The 16,109-nt window shown below is 69.7% G+C and carries 17 protein-coding genes; 15 read left to right on the forward strand and 2 right to left on the reverse strand.

Translation table 11 applies throughout. The features are described 5' to 3' along the window. Nucleotide 1 precedes the first annotated feature (1 nt). From ACQPYK_RS22375 to ACQPYK_RS22385, 3 genes are all read left to right on the forward strand, one after another. Entirely contained in the window at nucleotides 2-949 is a 948-nt protein-coding gene (locus tag ACQPYK_RS22375) for a helix-turn-helix domain-containing protein (protein WP_433258073.1), read from the forward strand. 165 nt (nucleotides 950-1,114) lie between these two features. Then, a complete protein-coding gene (locus ACQPYK_RS22380) occupies nucleotides 1,115-1,879 on the forward strand; it encodes an SDR family NAD(P)-dependent oxidoreductase (RefSeq protein ID WP_433258075.1) in 765 nt (254 codons plus the stop codon). 76 nt (nucleotides 1,880-1,955) lie between these two features. Then, nucleotides 1,956-2,885, forward strand: a complete 930-nt coding sequence (locus ACQPYK_RS22385) for a zinc-binding dehydrogenase (protein WP_433258077.1) — start codon at nucleotides 1,956-1,958, stop codon at nucleotides 2,883-2,885. A gap of 49 nt (nucleotides 2,886-2,934) precedes the next feature. On the opposite strand, the gene ACQPYK_RS22390 is transcribed toward ACQPYK_RS22385, so the two are convergent. Next, on the reverse strand, nucleotides 2,935-3,669 hold the full coding sequence (locus ACQPYK_RS22390) for an ArsR/SmtB family transcription factor (protein ID WP_433258078.1): 735 nt from the start codon (nucleotides 3,667-3,669) through the stop codon (nucleotides 2,935-2,937). Nucleotides 3,670-3,727: 58 nt separating this feature from the next. Here ACQPYK_RS22390 and ACQPYK_RS22395 point away from each other — a divergent pair, with 58 nt between their 5' ends. From ACQPYK_RS22395 to ACQPYK_RS22430, 8 genes are all read left to right on the forward strand, one after another. Continuing rightward, complete coding sequence (locus tag ACQPYK_RS22395; RefSeq protein WP_433258080.1) at nucleotides 3,728-5,059, forward strand: MBL fold metallo-hydrolase; 1,332 nt, start codon at nucleotides 3,728-3,730, stop codon at nucleotides 5,057-5,059. Next, on the forward strand, nucleotides 5,056-6,336 hold the full coding sequence (locus ACQPYK_RS22400) for an MFS transporter (protein WP_433258082.1): 1,281 nt from the start codon (nucleotides 5,056-5,058) through the stop codon (nucleotides 6,334-6,336). The genes ACQPYK_RS22395 and ACQPYK_RS22400 overlap by 4 nt, the downstream gene beginning before the upstream one ends. A gap of 89 nt (nucleotides 6,337-6,425) precedes the next feature. After that, nucleotides 6,426-7,046: an RNA polymerase sigma factor gene (locus ACQPYK_RS22405; RefSeq protein ID WP_433258084.1), complete on the forward strand. Its 621-nt coding sequence runs from the start codon at nucleotides 6,426-6,428 to the stop codon at nucleotides 7,044-7,046. After that, entirely contained in the window at nucleotides 7,043-7,876 is an 834-nt protein-coding gene (locus ACQPYK_RS22410) for a zf-HC2 domain-containing protein (RefSeq protein WP_433258086.1), read from the forward strand. Before ACQPYK_RS22405 ends, ACQPYK_RS22410 begins: the two co-directional genes overlap by 4 nt. Beyond that, complete coding sequence (locus ACQPYK_RS22415; protein ID WP_433258088.1) at nucleotides 7,873-8,730, forward strand: ABC transporter ATP-binding protein; 858 nt, start codon at nucleotides 7,873-7,875, stop codon at nucleotides 8,728-8,730. The genes ACQPYK_RS22410 and ACQPYK_RS22415 overlap by 4 nt, the downstream gene beginning before the upstream one ends. Further along, nucleotides 8,727-10,208 (forward strand): hypothetical protein, encoded by a 1,482-nt coding sequence (locus ACQPYK_RS22420; protein ID WP_433258089.1) that lies wholly within the window; start codon nucleotides 8,727-8,729, stop codon nucleotides 10,206-10,208. Before ACQPYK_RS22415 ends, ACQPYK_RS22420 begins: the two co-directional genes overlap by 4 nt. Then, nucleotides 10,199-10,816: a hypothetical protein gene (locus ACQPYK_RS22425; RefSeq protein WP_433258091.1), complete on the forward strand. Its 618-nt coding sequence runs from the start codon at nucleotides 10,199-10,201 to the stop codon at nucleotides 10,814-10,816. The genes ACQPYK_RS22420 and ACQPYK_RS22425 overlap by 10 nt, the downstream gene beginning before the upstream one ends. A 63-nt stretch (nucleotides 10,817-10,879) precedes the next feature. Further along, nucleotides 10,880-11,071, forward strand: coding sequence for a hypothetical protein (locus ACQPYK_RS22430; RefSeq protein WP_433258092.1), 192 nt, complete (start codon nucleotides 10,880-10,882; stop codon nucleotides 11,069-11,071). Nucleotides 11,072-11,324: 253 nt separating this feature from the next. Here the strand turns inward: ACQPYK_RS22430 and ACQPYK_RS22435 are convergent, their stop codons facing one another. Then, a complete protein-coding gene (locus ACQPYK_RS22435) occupies nucleotides 11,325-12,797 on the reverse strand; it encodes a M28 family peptidase (protein ID WP_433258094.1) in 1,473 nt (490 codons plus the stop codon). A 150-nt stretch (nucleotides 12,798-12,947) separates the two neighbouring features. Here ACQPYK_RS22435 and ACQPYK_RS22440 point away from each other — a divergent pair, with 150 nt between their 5' ends. The 4 genes from ACQPYK_RS22440 to ACQPYK_RS22455 are packed head-to-tail and all read left to right on the forward strand — an operon-like array spanning nucleotide 12,948 to nucleotide 15,890. Then, nucleotides 12,948-13,529, forward strand: a complete 582-nt coding sequence (locus tag ACQPYK_RS22440) for an RNA polymerase sigma factor (RefSeq protein ID WP_433258096.1) — start codon at nucleotides 12,948-12,950, stop codon at nucleotides 13,527-13,529. After that, nucleotides 13,526-14,347 carry a zf-HC2 domain-containing protein gene (locus ACQPYK_RS22445; RefSeq protein ID WP_433258098.1) on the forward strand — a complete coding sequence of 274 codons (822 nt, stop codon included), beginning with the start codon at nucleotides 13,526-13,528 and terminating at the stop codon, nucleotides 14,345-14,347. Before ACQPYK_RS22440 ends, ACQPYK_RS22445 begins: the two co-directional genes overlap by 4 nt. Next, the gene (locus ACQPYK_RS22450) at nucleotides 14,344-14,496 is read left to right on the forward strand and encodes a hypothetical protein (RefSeq protein WP_433258100.1); all 153 of its coding nucleotides are present in this window, start codon (nucleotides 14,344-14,346) and stop codon (nucleotides 14,494-14,496) included. The genes ACQPYK_RS22445 and ACQPYK_RS22450 overlap by 4 nt, the downstream gene beginning before the upstream one ends. Continuing rightward, complete coding sequence (locus ACQPYK_RS22455) at nucleotides 14,496-15,890, forward strand: hypothetical protein (RefSeq protein ID WP_433258102.1); 1,395 nt, start codon at nucleotides 14,496-14,498, stop codon at nucleotides 15,888-15,890. Before ACQPYK_RS22450 ends, ACQPYK_RS22455 begins: the two co-directional genes overlap by 1 nt. Nucleotides 15,891-16,109 lie beyond the last annotated feature (219 nt).

Raw genomic sequence — 16,109 nt, forward strand, 5'->3', positions numbered from 1 at the left:
CATGCCCACCGTCGCACTGCTGACCGCCGGACACCTGCTGCACTTCGAGCTGGCGGTGGCCTACGAGATCTTCGGCAACCCCCCGAGCGAAGCCACGAAGGGCTGGTACGACGTGCTGCTCTGCGGGCCCGGGCCGGTGCGGGTCGGCCCGTTCATGGTCGAGCCCGACCACGGGCTGGAGCGCCTGGCCGGCGCCGACACCGTGATCGTGCCTGCGTGCGCCGACATCGACGACCCGCCGCCGGCGGAACTGATCGAAGCCGTGCGTGCGGCCCACGAAGCGGGCGCCCGGGTCGCCTCCCTCTGCACCGGAGCGTTCGTGCTCGGCGCCGCGGGCCTGCTGGACGGTCGGCGGGCCACCACCCACTGGGCCCATACCGCGGAGCTGAGTGCACGCCATCCGCGGGCCGTGGTCGACCCGGACGTGCTGTACACGGACAACGGCAGCGTGCTCACGGCTGCGGGCAAGGCCGCGGCCGTGGATCTCTGCCTCCACCTGATCCACCTCGACCACGGCGCCACCATCGCCAACTCCGTCGCCCGTCGCCTCGTCATGCCGCCGCACCGGCCCGGCGGTCAGGCCCAGTTCGTGGCCACACCGATGCAGGTCAGGGACGACCACGTGCTTGCCCACCTGTTCGTCTGGGTCCAGCAACGGCTGGATCAGCCGCTGACGGTGACCGACATGGCGCGAAAAGCGAACACGAGTCCGCGCAATCTCGCACGGCAGTTCCGGTCAGTGATCGGGCAGACACCGATTCAGTGGCTCCTGGCCCAGCGCGTACGCCGCGCCCAGGAGTTGCTGGAGGCCACCGACGAGAGCATCGAGGCGGTCGCCCTCGCCACCGGCATGGGTACCGCCACGACGCTTCGGCGCCAGTTCAAACGGATCGTCGGGGTCCCACCTGACAGCTACCGGCGCTCGTTTCGCAGCGCGAAGCCTGCCTGACCGGTACGGGCGCGGCGCAACTCCCGGCCAAATCGCGCGGCCGCGTGCATCACCCCTCGGACCGACCCCCAGCCGACCCCCAGCCGATCGTGCGTGGCCGCCTGCACAGTGGAGCCCGTCGACAGTTCCGACCTGTCCCAGGCCCCGCAAGCACGAGGAGAAATCATGGATCTGGACCTCACGGGCAAGACAGCCGTGGTCACGGCCGCCAGCGGCGGGATCGGGGGCGCGGTCGTCCGGACCCTGATCGCCGAAGGGGTCAAGGTGCTGGGCGCCGACCGCACGGTCACCGCCCAGCTCAGGGAGACCGGCGCGCTCACCGTCGAGGCCGACCTGCTCACCCCGGAGGGCGTCGAGGAGCTGCGGCGGGTCGCCGGCGGCGAGCTCGGCGGCGTCGACCTGCTGGTCAATGGTGTCGGCGGGCTGGCGGGCCTGGACCTGGGCGCCCTGCCCGACATCGACGACGCCACCTGGCAGCGGGCCTTCGAGCTGAACTTCTTCAGCAACGTCCGCATCACCCGCGCGCTGCTGCCGAGCCTGCGAGAGGCGGTCGTCAACGTCTCCACCAGCGTCGCCCACTGGCCCGCGTCGGGCCCGCACTGGTACGGGACGTCCAAGGCCGCGGTGACCGCTCTCAGCAAGGGCCTGGCCGATGAGCTCGGCCCGCGCGGCATCCGGGTGAACACCGTCTCGCCCGCGCTCATCCGCACGCCGTTGTGGGATGAGTACGGGCCCCGCGTCAGCCAGGCCCGTGGTGGGGACTTCCAGCAGCTCATGACCGACCTGCCCGAGCAGATCAACGTCACGCTGGGGCGCTGGGGCACCCCGCAGGAGGTCGCCAACCTGATCGTCTTCCTCGGTTCGCCCGCTGCGAGCTACATCACCGGCAGCGACTACGTCATCGACGGCGGACTGCTGAAGACTCTGTGAAGCAAGATTTTTGAACACGCCCTCGGAGAAGCGGGTGCCTGTGCGCCCCTCCCCGAGGATCGGTTAGGAGCCAGAGATGCAAGCACTGCTGCACGGTCCGCAAGGTCTGCACATCGCAGACGTGGCCGACCCGAAACCCCGCGACTCCCAGGTACTGATCGAGGTCGCGGCGGTCTCGCTCAACTTCGGTGAGATCGCCTACGCCTCACGGGACGCCCGTTCCGATCACGTCTCCGGCTGGGACGCCGCCGGGATCGTCCTCCAGAGCGCGGCCGACGGTTCCGGCCCCGCCGCGGGCTCCCGGGTGGTGACCTTCGGCTGGTCCGGGGCCTGGGCCCGGCTCCGTGCGGTCGACACCGAGAACCTCGCCGTCGTACCGGAGAGCGTGGACCTCGGCGCGGCGAGCGCGCTGCCCGTGGCGGGGGTGTCCGCGCTGCAGGCGGTACGCCGGTTGGGGTCGGTCCTGGGACGTCGCGTGCTGGTCACCGGCGCGTCCGGTGGCGTCGGTCGTTACGCCGTGCGTTTGGCCGCCCTGGCCGGTGCGCACGTCATCGCCTCCGTCAGCGGCCCCGGCCGCGCCGAGGGACTGCGCGAGCTGGGCGCGACGGAGATCGTCCTTGGACCCGAGGGGCTGTCGGAGCCCGTGTACGGGGTGCTCGACACCGTGGGCGGCGCCCAGCTCGCCGAAGCGTTCTACCGGCTGGAGCCCGACGGGGTCGTCCAGGCCATCGGACGGGCCTCGCGCGAGACGACCACCATCGACTTCGAGGTGGCGGGATCGAGGTCCGCGCGGGGACGCGTGGAGAACTTCAACGTGTCCACCCCCTTCGCCGCCGACCTCTCCTACCTTCTCCGCCTGCTGGAGACGGGGAAGCTGGACCCGCAGATCGGCTGGCGCGGGCCCTGGGACCGGGCCGAACAGGCCGCCCAGGATCTTCTCGCCCGTCGCATCCCAGGCAAGGCGGTGCTCGACATCACCGCTTCGAGTCCTGCCGGCCTCGCCTGATCCTGGTCGTTCGAGCCGGGTCGTGTACGGCTTGGCGAACGGACCGCCGCTACCCGGGGGCGACGCTCGCCGAGACGCTGGTGGCGGTCCCGTCGGCCGATGGCGGCACCGGCCCGTACGCCGTCGCCGCTGTGGTGACCGGCAGGTCGGCCAGGCGCCATTCGAGCATCCCGTCGGCCAGGCGCAGCGCCTGGTGGCCGTGAGCGGTCAGGGCGCGGACCGCCTCGTGGGCCAGCACGCAGTAGGCGCCGCGGCAGTAGGCCACGATGCTCTGATCGTCGGGTAGGCCGCCCAGGTGTTCGGTGAGCTCCTCCAGCGGGATGGAGATCGCGCCGGGGATGTGCCCGGCGGCGAATTCCTCGGCGGGCCGCACGTCGATCAGGGTGATGTCGCCGTCGGCGATGCGAGCGAGCAACTGCCGGCGGGTGAGCTGTTCGGTGTCGTCGGCTCCCAGGTAGGCGTCGCGAGCGCGTTCCACCTCGGCCAGGTGGGCGGCGGCGACCTGGCGCAGCCGCGCCCACAGCGCAGCCACGTCCGCGCCCGCCAGGCGATAGAAGACCTTGGTGCCTTGCTTGCGCGTGCTCACCAGTCCGGCCTGCTTGAGCACCTGCAGATGGTTGGAGGCAGAAGTCAGCCCCAGTCCGGCGGCCTGGGCCAGCACCTCCACCGACCGCTCGCCCTGGGCCAGCAGGTCCACCAGCTCCAGTCGCTTGCCGTTGGCCAGCGCCTTACCGACCCCGGCGAAGCTGTCGAACAGCGCCGCCTTGCGTGCCGCGTCACCCATTGACATTCCTCCAAATATCCATGGAATAGTGTAGGAGGTGTTCGTTGAGGAGGCAATCATGGTGATCCCCGTCGTGGACGAAGGGCTCGGCAACTCCGCCTACCTTGTCGATCTTGGCGAGGGGCGGGCGCTGGCCGTCGATGCCTCACGCGATCTGCGCGCGCTGCGGGCGCAGGCCGAGCGGCGGGGCCTGAAGGTGACCTTCGCCGCCGACACCCACCTGCACGCCGACTTCCTGTCCGGGGCGGTGCAACTGGCCGCCACCGACGACGCCCAGGTGCTGGCCTCGGCCGCCGGTGAGCGCGCCTTCGACCATGTCGGTCTGCACGACGGTGAGGAGGTGGACCTGGGCGGGCTGCGCTTGCGGGCTCTGGCCACACCGGGGCACACCGGTGAGCACCTGTCGTTCGTCCTGCTGGACGGCGCGCGAGAGCTGGGCGTGTTCACCGGCGGGTCGCTGATCGTCGGCGCAGCCGCGCGCACCGACCTGCTCGGCCCGGAGCAGACCGAGCCGCTGGCCCGAGCCCAGCACCGTTCGCTGCGCCGCCTGGCGGCGCTGCCGGACGCGACCGCGGTGTGGCCGACGCACGGCGCGGGCTCGTTCTGCTCGGCTCCGCCGGGCGCCGAGCGGGTCTCCACCATAGGGGCGGAGAAGGCCACCAACCCCCTCCTGCGGGCGCCGGACGAGGACACCTTCGTCCAGCAGCTGCTGGCCGGTTCGGGCAGCTTCCCGCCGTACTTCCTGCGCCTGGCCGAGGCCAACCGGCTCGGGCCGCGGCTGGTCGACCAGCCGCGACTGACACCACTCAGCGCCGCCGCGGTGCGGGCCCTGCTGGCCCAGGGGGCGGCGCTGGTGGACGTGCGACCGGCGAGCGACTTCGCCGCCGGCCACATCCCGGGTGCGATCTCGATCCCGTTGCGCGCTCAGTTCGCCTCCTGGCTGGGCTGGTTGCTGGAGGCCGTCACGCCCTACGTCATCGTCCGCAACTCTGATCAGGATCCGGCCGAGATCTGCTGGCAGGCGGTCAAGATCGGGTACGAGGCGTTCGCCGGCGAGTTGGCCGAAGCGTGGGACGGGCCGACCTCGGCCGTCCCGATGGTGCGCGCCGGTCAGGTGGACGGGGCCGTCGGGGTGCTGGACGTGCGCCAAGACAGCGAGTACGCCGCCGGTCACGTGCCGGGCGCCGCGCATGTCGAGCTCGGCGATCTGCCCGCCCGTGCCGCTGCCCTGCCGGATGAGCCGACGGTGGTGATGTGCGGGCACGGCGAGCGCGCGATGACGGCCGCCAGTCTGCTCGCCCGCGCAGGCCGCCGGCAGATGCGGGTGCTGGACGGCGGACCTCAGGAGTGGGTCAAGGCCACCGGTGAGGCGTTGGAGGAAGGGGCGTGACGACCGGCGCCCCCGCCGCGGGTATCCGGCTCGGGCTGGGCGCCAACCTGGCCCAGTTCACTCTGTTGGTGGCGGTCAACGCGCTGGTCGGTGGCATGCTCGGCCAGGAACGCACCGTGCTGTCGCCGCTCGCGCGCGAGGTGTTCGGCCTGTCGGCCACCACTTTCACGCTGACCTACATCCTGGCCTTCGGCGCCACCAAGGCGGTCACCAACTTCTTCGCCGGCACGCTGTCGGACCGCTACGGCCGCAAACCGGTGCTGGTGGCCGGCTGGTTGATCGCGCTGCCGGTGCCCGCGATGCTGGCCTTCGGCCCGAGCTGGGCGTGGATCATCGCCGCGAACGTGCTGCTCGGCGCCTCGCAGGGTCTCACCTGGTCGACCACCGTCATCATGAAGATCGACCTGGCCGGGCCCCAGCGGCGCGGCCTGGCCATGGGATTGAACGAGGCGGCCGGATATGTCGCGCTCGCCGCGACCGCGCTGGCGACCGGCTACCTGGCCGAAACCTATGGGCTGCGCCCGGCCCCGTTCCTGCTCGGCGCCGCCTACGCCGCCCTCGGCCTGGGACTGTCGGCCGTGCTGGTGCGCGAGACCCGTGAGCATGCCCGGCTGGAGGCCGCCACCCATCTGGTCACCGGCCATCAGGCCGAGCTGAGCACGGCGCAGATCGCCTGGCGCACCAGCGCCACCGACAAGGCGCTGTCGGCGGCCAGCCAGGCCGGGATGGTCAACAACCTCAACGACGCCCTGGCCTGGGGCCTCTTCCCGCTGATCTTCGCCGCGCGAGGGCTGAGCGTCGCCGAGTTCGGCGTGCTGGCCGCCCTGTATCCGGCGGTGTGGGGGTTCGGGCAGATGCTGACCGGCTGGTGGTCTGACCGCGTCGGCCGCAAGCGCCTCATCACCGCGGGGATGCTCATCCAGGCCGCCGCCATCGCGGCGGTCGCCGCCGGTGACGCCTTCGCCATCTGGGCGTTCGCCCAAGTCCTGCTCGGGGTGGGCACCGCGCTGGTGTATCCGACGCTGCTGGCCGTCGTCGGCGACGTGGCTCACCCGGCCTGGCGGGCCCGCGCGGTCGGCGTCTACCGGCTGTGGCGCGATGGCGGGTTCGCCGTCGGCGCGCTGCTGGCCGGCGCGGTCGCCGACGTGTGGGGGCTGAACGCCGCGGTGTGGACGGTCGCCGCGCTGACCGCGCTCTCCGGTCTGATCGTCGCAGCGCGCATGTACGAAACTCACCCCAGGAGCAGCCCGTCGACCGCTTCGGCCGTCACCGGCTGACCGGCAGGGCCGCCAGGCCGGTCACCCGAAGTCGAGATATTTCTCTGATCACGGAACCGAACGCAGCAGAACTTGCGATAGGTCAGAGTGTGCGTCCATTCTTCACATACCGTCGCGAACCGCCTCCGGTCGGTCCCTCAAGTAACGATGCCGAGCTTCTCACGGCCGTTGCCGCCGCGCAGACGGAGGCGCTGAAGCTCCTGCACCAGCGGCACGCGCCCTGGCTGCGGGTACGGCTGGCCCGCCGGTGCGCCGACCCGGATCTGGTGGACGATGCGATCCAGGACACCTTCGTCACGGTTTGGCGCGACGCCCACCGCTATCGTGCGACGGAGGGTGAGGCAGCGGCGTGGATCTGGACGATCGCGATTCGCCGGCTGATCTCCGCGCTGCGCCAGAGCGGCGCCTCCCCACCCGTCACCGCACTCGATGACGTGCATACCCGCGGGGCCTACCGATCGGGAACACGCCAGGCCTCCGCCTATCTGATTGTCGAGTCGGCCGAAGACGCGGTTCTCGTCGGAGTGGAGCACGGCGACCTGGGCGCCGCGCTGGCCAGGCTTTCCCCGGACCTGCGCGCGGCCATCCGGGCGACCGTGCTCGATGGCCTCACTACGCGTGAGGCCGCCCATCTCCTCGGTGTCCCCGAGGGGACCGTGAAGACCCGCGTCATGCGGGCCAAGGCCCAGCTCAGGGGGTATCTCGTATGAACGCGCACTTGCCCGAAGAGCTGATCGAGCGTTACGTGAGCGGCCGTCTGGAACCGGTCCAGGTGATGTCGGCGGAGAGCCACCTCGCCCGGTGTGAACGCTGCCGTGCGGTGGTGCCGTACGAGCGTGAGTGGCTCGCCGTGAGCTGGGCGGGGATCGAGGATCTGGTGGACCGGCCCAGGCCGCGGCCTGCGGCACGGCTTTTGCGCCGGTGCGGTGTCCCCGAGCACGTGGCCACGTTTCTCGGGGCCACCCCCGCTCTGGCCCGGGGATGGCTGGTCGCCGTCACCGCGGTGACAGCCTTCGCCGTGGCAGCCGCCCATCTGGTCAGCCGCGATCCTCAGACTGCCTTCAATGGCCTGGTGCCCTTCCTCGTGGTCGCGCCCGTGCTGCCGCTGGCGGGCATCGCCCTTGCCTACGGACCCCTGGTCGATCCCGTTCACGAGATGCAGGCCGCCACTCCCATGGGAGGTGTCAGAGCCCTGCTGCTACGCGCCGTCGCCGTGCTGGTGACCGGGATCGTGCTGACGGGCATGGCTACGCCGCTGCTGCCCGGCCCGCTGGGGCTGGCAGCGGCATCGTGGCTGCTGCCCGCTCTCGCACTCACCCTGGCCACGTTGGCCCTGTCGACCTGGGTTCAACCGCTGGTCTCGGCTACCGCGCTGACCGTTGCCTGGTTCGGCGCCGTGTTGATCTCCGCCAAGCTCACCGGCGACGAGCTGGCGCCCTTCTCGCCTGCGGCCCAGGCCCTGTACGGCGCGGCCGCGCTGGCCCTGATCCCTCTGATCTACCTGCGGCGTGCCCGCTTCGACTCAGGAGAGCCCACGTGAATCCGACCGTGACCGTTCGCGGCCTGACCAAGAGATACGGTCACAACATCGTGCTCGACGGCCTCACCCTGGAGTTCGGTCGGGGGGTGACCGGGCTGCTCGGCCCCAACGGCGCCGGTAAGACCACGCTGTTGCGAAGCCTGGCGACCACGCTGGCTCCCGACGGTGGCCAGGTGCGCGCGCTCGGCCTGGATCCCGCGGATCGCGGCCAGCGGACCGACCTGCGCCGACGTCTGGGCTACCTTCCGCAGGATCCGGGCTTCTACCCTCACTTCACGCTCTTCGAGCTGGTCGACTACGTGGCGATCCTCAAGGAGCTGACAGACCGGCGCGAACGCCATCGAGAGGTGCGCCGGGTCCTGGGGGAGGTCGACCTGACCGCCCACGCCAAAGCCAAGGTCCGCAAACTGTCCGGCGGCATGAAGCAGCGGCTGGCCTTGGCCCAGGCGCTGCTCGGCGAGCCCGACCTGCTCATCCTCGACGAGCCCACGGTCGGCCTGGACCCCGAGCAGCGGATGCGGTTTCGGGCCCTGGTTTCCCGGCTCGGCGAAAGCCGTACCGTGCTGCTGTCCACCCACCAGACCGAGGACGTCGCCGCCTTGTGCGAACGAGTGATCGTGATGAATCGGGGGCGTGTGGCGTTTCAGGGAACCCCGGGTGAGCTCGCCGCCGTCGCCGCCGGCCAGGTGTGGATCTCCGACGGGCCTCCCCCCGACGCCCGTCTTTTCTGGCGGACCGCGGACGGCCGATACCGGACTCTGGGAGCCCGCTCGCCCGGCGCGGCGTCCGCCGCGCCGGGTGTAGAGGACGGTTACCTGCTGCTGCTCGGCGAGCCGGCCGAGGCGCAGGCATGATCTTCCGGTCGTTGTTGCTGTTCGAGGTCCTCAGGCTGCTGCGCAGCCCTGTCCTATGGGGTGCCGCCGCGCTCTGCCTGGGGCTGCGGCTCGTCGCGACCTGGCAGTGGCTGCCCGACATGAGTGTCGATCCGACGAGCACGTCGGGCGCGATGCTGCTCCTTGCGGTTGGCGTGATGCTCACGGCCAACCTGGCGACCTCCCGCGACACCCGGGGCGGCATGCCGGCGACGCTCGAAGCGCTGCCCGCTCACGCCACGGAGCGGACCAAAGCCGCGACCTGGGCGGCCGTGGTCGTCGGAACTGGGATCGCGCTGCCAGTGATGATCGGTTACCTGCTGGCGCGCCTGGCCATGGGCCCGGCAGCGGGCGTGTTCGATCCCTACGAGGCGTTGAGCGGAGTGCTGGCCGTGCCCTTCGCCGCGGCCCTCGGCGCGATGCTCGGCAGGTGGACTCCCTGGCTGGTCGCCGTTCCCGTGGCGGCCTTCCTGATCGGTGCTTTCACCTGGCTGAACAGTCAGCAGAGCGGTTACGGGAGCTGGTTTCTGCCCGTCGTGCTCTTTCACGGGCCCGACTGGCCGCAGCGCCCGTCGGGGTTGCACGCCGTCTACCTCCTGGCTGACGTCGCTCTCTTCGCGGCACTGGCCCTGCTACGGCACGGGGCCAGGCCGGTGCGTCTGATCGCGGTCCTTGCCGCCGCGGCCGTGACGGTGTCGGCAGGGGCGGCCGCGACCGCCGCCGCTCCAGGGGAGGAGATCAACCGCCGGTTCGTGACCGTGCAGGAGAATCCAGCCGCGTTGCTCGGCGACATGGACGGCGGGGTCCGGCAACGATATTTCGGGCGAGACGCTCGGCGGTGCGAGAAGCACGACACCGTCACCTACTGCGCCTTCCACGACTACGTCGCTTGGATCCCGTCGTGGGTGTCGGCCGTGAACCCCGTGGCGCGAGCGCTGCCCCCGGCGGAGCGTGACCGGCTGCCGGTCGTCCAGCAGTTCACCGACACCTGGTGGAGCGCCGAGGACCAGGAGGAGCAGTCCATCAGCACATTCATGATGTGGGGACGGGCCGGAGCCGAGGACGCCTACCGCGCCGCGCTCGCCTCCCAGATCATCCATTCTGTGCTGGGACTGCGACCGCCGGGGACGGGCTGTGACGTACGAGGCCAGAGCAGGGCACTCGTGGCGCTGTGGCTTCTCGGCCAGGCCGTTGCGCCGGCTCCGCCCGAGGATCGGGAGATCCAGATCGGCTCCTCCCTCTTCATGCCGGTGCAGTCCCAGCTGGGCATGGTTCGGTACGGTGCGGCCGAACTGGGGTACGCCCGCAGGCTGCTCGCCGCGCCCGATGCCCGGCGACGGATCTGGGCGCAATGGGACACTCTGCTGAAGCCGGGTACGACGGTCGAGCAGGCGCTGCCGCTGCTGGGCCTGCGCCCCGAGTTCGCCGTCGAACCGGTGAAGGGCCAGCCATGCTCGTGATCCAACTGATCAGGCCGATCGCGCGGGCGATCGACTGGATTCCTCTCGCGGTCACCGGGATGCTTGCCGTGGTCATGGCCTCGCTGCTCGAAGCCGGTTCTGCGTTAGGCGTCGGGACCGCTTTCACCCTGCTCAGGATGATCGGAGTGTTGCTGGGCGCCGCCGCCGGATTCGCCGTGATCGACGAGATGACCGTGAGCACGGCCGCGGCCCCCGTGCCCCGCTGGCTCCACCAGTGGCTGCGCTGCGGCTTCGGTGGCCTTACCGCGGGGCTGCTCTGGGGGATCGCCTGCGCCGTCGCCGTGGCCAGGCTGCCCGAGGGGGGCGAGCTCAGGGCGGCGGGAATGGCGGCCGAGGCTGCGGTGTGCATCGCGATCGGCTTGCTGACGGCGTCGGTAGCCGGGCGCGTGCACCGGGGGAAGGCGGCCGCCCTCGCGGGGATGGGCGGTCTGCTAGTGATCGTCTCGGTAAGCCTGGTTCTGCGCGGGCCGTATTGGCCATGGCTCTATCCGCAGGAGGCGAACTGGGAGATCGTGCACTACGGGTGGCTAGCCCTGCTGCCGCCCGTGCTCGCCGCGCTGAGCTGGGCGAACCGGGATCTATCTTGAGGAGACGGACAGGGGCGTCGGCTTCGTCGGCCCTGGAGCATCTACGTCCTGACTCTTCTGGTCGTGTGGGGCGGCACCCTGGAGGTGCCGTCCGATGACACGACCGGCTTCAGCGAGCATCGTCCCTGGTGGCAGCACCCGGCCGTGGCCGTCATCTTGGTCGCGGCCGGGCTGGCACAGGTCGTCGGCCTGGTCCTGCGGGCTCGCAAGCCGGCCGACAGAAGCGATGAACGAGATCGGCGTGTTCGATCTTGACGTTGGTCGATATGGCGGCGGGCCGGCGATTGAGCGAGCCGGGCTTGGCCGAGAACGATTGAGCGAGCCGGGCTTGGCCGAGAAAGCGCCACGTGTCGCAGATTCAGTGGCAAGAACCGGCGGATGCCTCAGATCCGATGGCGATGCCTCAGTTCAAGCGGCCTGAAAGTCGCCGGGGAACGTCACTGAGATCCCCTGCCCCACCAAAGACGGGGCAGGCCGTACACGACCGCACCGACGAGGGACGGGTGCCTCATCCCCGTCCGGCGACCGGGGACCATGGGTGGAGCGCAGGTGTGGTCGACGCGAAATGTCGTACGGCGTACGCGGCGCCATCGGCCATCTGATCCAGGAGCCCGGCGTTGATGTTCCGCAGGTCGTCACACCGCTTGTGATAGCAAGCGTCGTAGGGTTCGCCCGCGTCCCCGCCGTAGATCGCGGCTTGTTCCTGGGTCTTGAGCTCGTCGGTGCCGGTCTCCATCCCGCCCACGGGGATGCCCGCCGCCGCGAAGGACCGATGATCCGAGCCGCCGTGGATCCGCATCGGAGTCGTCTGGAGGCCCCTCCGGGCGAAATATCCGGTCAAAACCTTCTCGATCTGCTCGGAGCCTTTCGGCGGATCGGTACCTTCGCCGAGCGAGTCGTCGCCGTCGAAGACGAAGCGGACACCGTTCGGGGAGCCGACCATGTCGAAGTTGAGATACAGAGCGATCTTGCGCCGCTCGGCCTCATCAAGGCTTTTGACATAGAACGCCGAGCCCACGAGGTTGAGCTCCTCGGCACCCCACCAGGCGAAGCGAACCCGGTTCTTGATCTGCTTGCCGAGCTTGGGCAGCCGCTGGGCGATGACGAGAACGGCGGCCGTACCCGTGCCGTTGTCATTGATGCCCGGTCCCTGGGGCACGGAGTCGAGGTGCGCGCCGACCATCACTATGGAGTCCGCGCTTCCCCTCTTGGTGTCGGCGATCACGTTGACGCCTGTGCCCCTCCTGAACCACTTCTGGTCCACCTTGACCCGCAACTTCAGCGTCCCTTCACCGGCGGAGGCCGTGAACTCAGAGGCAGCCTGCGGCGACACCACAAGGACCGGAATGTCGATCTCAGGTGTTTCCGTGTCGTCATCCGGCGTGGATCGCTTCGGGACGGCGGAAATCCCTCCGCGGTGCACGACCACCGCCGCCGCTCCCGCCGCCGCGGCGTCCTGTGCCTGCTGTGCCGGGTCGCAGCCGTTCTCGACCTTGACCAGGGCGATCGTCCCCTTGCGGAACCCCGTCCAGTCGTCCTGGCAGTCCGCCGAGCCCGGCCTCACCGTGGTCACCGAGGCGGTCACGTCGCCCGAGCCTTCGAGGGGCAGGGAGGCGAAGTCCTTGCCCTGCCTGTACTGTCGCGCCTCAGGGGCCGTCTGTTCGAGGACCGGCGGGCTCTGCTCTTCGAGCCTCATGTAGGGGAAGTGCTGCAGCACCGGTTCGTAACCGGACTCGCGCAGCTGCGCGGCGATGTACTCGGCCGTCTTCTCGGCCCCGGCGGACAGCGACTCCCGATTACCGCCGTTGGCGTCGGCGATCTTCTGGAGCTGCCTCAAATGTCCTTGGACGGCTCTCAGCTCGACCGCGGTCACCAGATCAGCCGTGGTCGGCTGCGCGTTGGCGGCATCTGTCGTGGCCGTGCAGCAGGCGAGCATCACCGCGGTCAGCCCGGTGGATGCCAGGGTCGTGCGAATTCTCATGGAACACCTCGGAATCGATGTGTACGGTCATGTCACCTCCCTCAATCGCTCGATCACGGCACTTCGGTTCTCCAACGAACGGTGGTCACGTACGTCACTGCGGCCGGGCAGGAGTGAACCGGGGACGGGCCGGGATGCGATCAATCGAATATGCGCGGACTTTTCGGGCGACATAAGCCTCCTCCAGCGGAGGATCAGGACAGCAGCGATACGGAACTGATCAAGGCCATCGCCGCCGGACGAGTTGAGGCCCTGTGGATTCTTCACCACCGGTACGCGCCCACGCTCAGGGGGCGGCTGTCGCGGCGCTGCGCCGACCCGGATGTGGTCAGCAACGCGATCCAGGACACCTTCGTCTCGATCTGGCGGTCGGCGAAGCGCTACAAACCTCAGAGTGATGACGCTGCCGGCTGGATCTGGACCATCGCCATCCGGCGCCTGATCTCCGCACTGCGCGGCAAGGACAGCCGCTGGATCGGCTACGACCACCATCTCGGTGATGTCCTGGTCCATACCGAGTCCGCGGAGGATCTGGTGTTGCTCGGCATCGAACACGGTGATCTCGGTAGTGCCCTGGCAAGGCTCTCCCCGGAGTTGCGCGCGGCCATCGAGGTGACGGTGCTCGACGGCCTGACCACCAAGGAGGCCGCCCGGCTACTCGGTATTCCCGAGGGCACCGTCAAGACCCGCGTCATGCGCGCCAAGGCCCGGCTGAGGGAGGAGATGGCATGAGCGATCAGATGACATGGCACATTCCCGGCGACCTGCTCGCCCGCTACCTGACCAGCGGCTTGGACCCGGTCCGGGCGATATCCGTGGACGCGCACCTGGCCAAGTGCGCGCGCTGCCGTGCGGCGGTGCCGTCCGACCAGGCGTGGCTGGCCGAGAGCCGGGCGGCGATCGCGGATATCGTCGACCGCCCGAAGCTGACGCTCCTCGAACGTGTTCTGATGCGGATGGGCATGCCAGATCACCTGTCCAGGCTTCTCGCGGCGACTCCCACGCTCAGCCGTTCCTGGCTGATGGCCGTGGTCTCGGTGCTGAGCTTCGCCGTTGTGGCGACCCGACTGTGGTCCGACCACGCAGAGGGTCTTGTGCTGTTCCTCGTCATCGCTCCGGTGCTGCCGCTGGGCGGCATCGCCATCGCATATGGCAGGCACGTCGATCCCGCCTACGAACTTCTGACCGCCACTCCCATGGCCGGACCACGGCTGCTTCTCATCCGGGCGTGCGCTGTGCTGGTCACGGCAATCGCTCTGACCGGGGCCGCGACGCCACTGATCCCCGGCATGACGGTCACCTGGCTGCTTCCCGCGCTGTCGCTGGCCGCTGGGTGCCTGGTGTTGTCGGTCCGCATGCCGATGCCGGTCGCGGCAGCCGTACTCGCCGGAGCCTGGCTCGGCGCGGTCTTCACCATCGGCGGGCTCAACGGAGATGTGTTCACCGTATTCCGGCCTCCGGCGCAGGCTCTGTACGGCTTCGCCACCCCGATCCTCGCACTGATCATGTTCGCACGGCTTCACCGCCTCGACCCCGGAGAACCCCGATGACCGTCACGATCCGCGACCTGACCAAACGCTACGGGTCCGCGACCGTTCTCGACCGGTTGGATCTGGAGATCGGCGCCGGTGTGACCGGACTGCTCGGCCCCAACGGATACCTCCTGCTGCTCGTCGAGCCCATTGAGGTGATGGCCTGATGGCTCTGTTTCTCTTCGAGCTACGACGCCTGGCACGGAGCCCGTTCCTGTGGTGTACGGCTGCGCTGACCCTGGTCGTGTGCACCCTCTGGAACCGGGATTTCGCCTTCAACGTCTCCGCTGAGACCGTCGAGATCTCCACCGTCATGCTGCTGCCGGCCGCTGGAACGACATATGCGGCCTGCTTGGCCACCTCGCGAGACCAGCGGTACGGCATGCCGGCAACGCTGGAGGCGCTGCCGGTCCGGGCCTCCGGACATACCCTTGCCGTGCTGCTGGCCGCGTCCACCGTGGCGGGGGCGGTGGCGGCCTTGGTGACGGTCGCCTACCTGCTGGGCCGATTGGCCGTGAGCGGTCCGGTGGCAGGGCGGTTTGATCTTTTCGAGGCTCTCACGGGGATGGCCGTGGCGGTGTTCGCAGCCGCACTCGGGACCGCCGCCGGACGGTGGATCCCGTCCCTGTTCGCCGCCCCATTAACGATCACGTTCGGGGCGTGCCTACAAGTCACGGGGAACGCCCTGTGGAATTACCGGCCGGGAGGTGAATGGCTCGCCCCGGTCAACCTCATGATCGACCTGCCCGTGGAAGCGGCGTCCCGGCCCTCGGGCTGGCACCTGACCTATGTGGCGGGTCTGGCGGTGCTCCTCGGTGCCGTGGCCCTGTTGAAACACGGGACCAGCAGGGGGCGCATCATCGCGGTCATCGCCGCGCTGGTCGTCGCTGTGCCCTCAGCGGCCATCGCGACGCGGAGCGGGGGGCGCATCACCGGTTCGCCTGAGCTCAAGGCGGACCGCTGCCACGACATTCGCGGGGTGAGCTACTGCGCCTATCAAGATTACGCCGCCTGGATCCCGGAGTGGGCGCAGACCGTACAGCCGGTGATCGATGCGGCACCACACGCCGTCAAGGGCCGCGTCACGAAGGTGCGCCAATCACCAAGCGGTTCATCCGACTCCGAGCGCCCGACGTCACAGACCGTCTATGCAGGCACGGCTTGGGGAGAGGTTTTCCGGCGGCACCTGGCTGGGGAGGTCGCCGCACTCATGGTCGGTCTGGCTCCTCGGCGGCCCTCCGTGGGTCACCGCGACGAGCCTTCATGCGACGCGAGCGGGCAGGCGCGCACGGTGGTGGGGCTCTGGCTCATGGGACAGGCAAGCCCACCAGGCCGGCTGACGCTGCGGACGGAGCTCGGCGCCACGGTCCAGGCCCGGGGGAGCGATGTCGCCTATGCGGAACGACTGCTCATGACCGCGGATGCCGGTGAGCGGATCCGGGCCAACTGGGAAACCCTCATCAATCCGAAGACCACCATCGAACAGGCGCTCCCGCTGCTGGGACTTCAGCGGGACCAAACGCCCTCCAGCGAAGGGTCAGAGTTGCCGAAATGCGCGTGAGCCTCACCTTCTGACCCGTCCATCACACTCCACGTCTACGCCCACGTGAGGAGCATCGGAGTGGGCCTGCTCGGCGGCTTGGCGCAGCAGTTCTTGGGAGGCCGCCTCCATATGCGGGCCCCAGCGCGGCTTCCCGCGCCGCCCAGGCCACGGCCTGCAGCGAAGACGCCGACCCGTCGACACCGACGACGATGGGATCTGCCATGGTCACCTCCTTGG

The organism is Streptosporangium sp. CA-135522 (assembly GCF_050949235.1).
Classification (GTDB): domain Bacteria; phylum Actinomycetota; class Actinomycetes; order Streptosporangiales; family Streptosporangiaceae; genus Streptosporangium.

Excerpts from the sequence above, each read along its gene's own strand:
- ACQPYK_RS22375 (WP_433258073.1), top strand. The coding sequence starts at position 2 with ATGCCCACCGTCGCACTGCTGACCGCCGGACACCTGCTGCACTTCGAG.
- ACQPYK_RS22380 (WP_433258075.1), top strand. The coding sequence starts at position 1,115 with ATGGATCTGGACCTCACGGGCAAGACAGCCGTGGTCACGGCCGCCAGC.
- ACQPYK_RS22385 (WP_433258077.1), top strand. The coding sequence starts at position 1,956 with ATGCAAGCACTGCTGCACGGTCCGCAAGGTCTGCACATCGCAGACGTG.
- ACQPYK_RS22390 (WP_433258078.1), bottom strand. The coding sequence starts at position 3,669 with ATGGGTGACGCGGCACGCAAGGCGGCGCTGTTCGACAGCTTCGCCGGG.
- ACQPYK_RS22395 (WP_433258080.1), top strand. The coding sequence starts at position 3,728 with ATGGTGATCCCCGTCGTGGACGAAGGGCTCGGCAACTCCGCCTACCTT.
- ACQPYK_RS22410 (WP_433258086.1), top strand. The coding sequence starts at position 7,043 with ATGAACGCGCACTTGCCCGAAGAGCTGATCGAGCGTTACGTGAGCGGC.
- ACQPYK_RS22420 (WP_433258089.1), top strand. The coding sequence starts at position 8,727 with ATGATCTTCCGGTCGTTGTTGCTGTTCGAGGTCCTCAGGCTGCTGCGC.
- ACQPYK_RS22425 (WP_433258091.1), top strand. The coding sequence starts at position 10,199 with ATGCTCGTGATCCAACTGATCAGGCCGATCGCGCGGGCGATCGACTGG.
- ACQPYK_RS22435 (WP_433258094.1), bottom strand. The coding sequence starts at position 12,797 with ATGAGAATTCGCACGACCCTGGCATCCACCGGGCTGACCGCGGTGATG.
- ACQPYK_RS22440 (WP_433258096.1), top strand. The coding sequence starts at position 12,948 with ATGCGCGGACTTTTCGGGCGACATAAGCCTCCTCCAGCGGAGGATCAG.
- ACQPYK_RS22445 (WP_433258098.1), top strand. The coding sequence starts at position 13,526 with ATGAGCGATCAGATGACATGGCACATTCCCGGCGACCTGCTCGCCCGC.
- ACQPYK_RS22450 (WP_433258100.1), top strand. The coding sequence starts at position 14,344 with ATGACCGTCACGATCCGCGACCTGACCAAACGCTACGGGTCCGCGACC.
- ACQPYK_RS22455 (WP_433258102.1), top strand. The coding sequence starts at position 14,496 with ATGGCTCTGTTTCTCTTCGAGCTACGACGCCTGGCACGGAGCCCGTTC.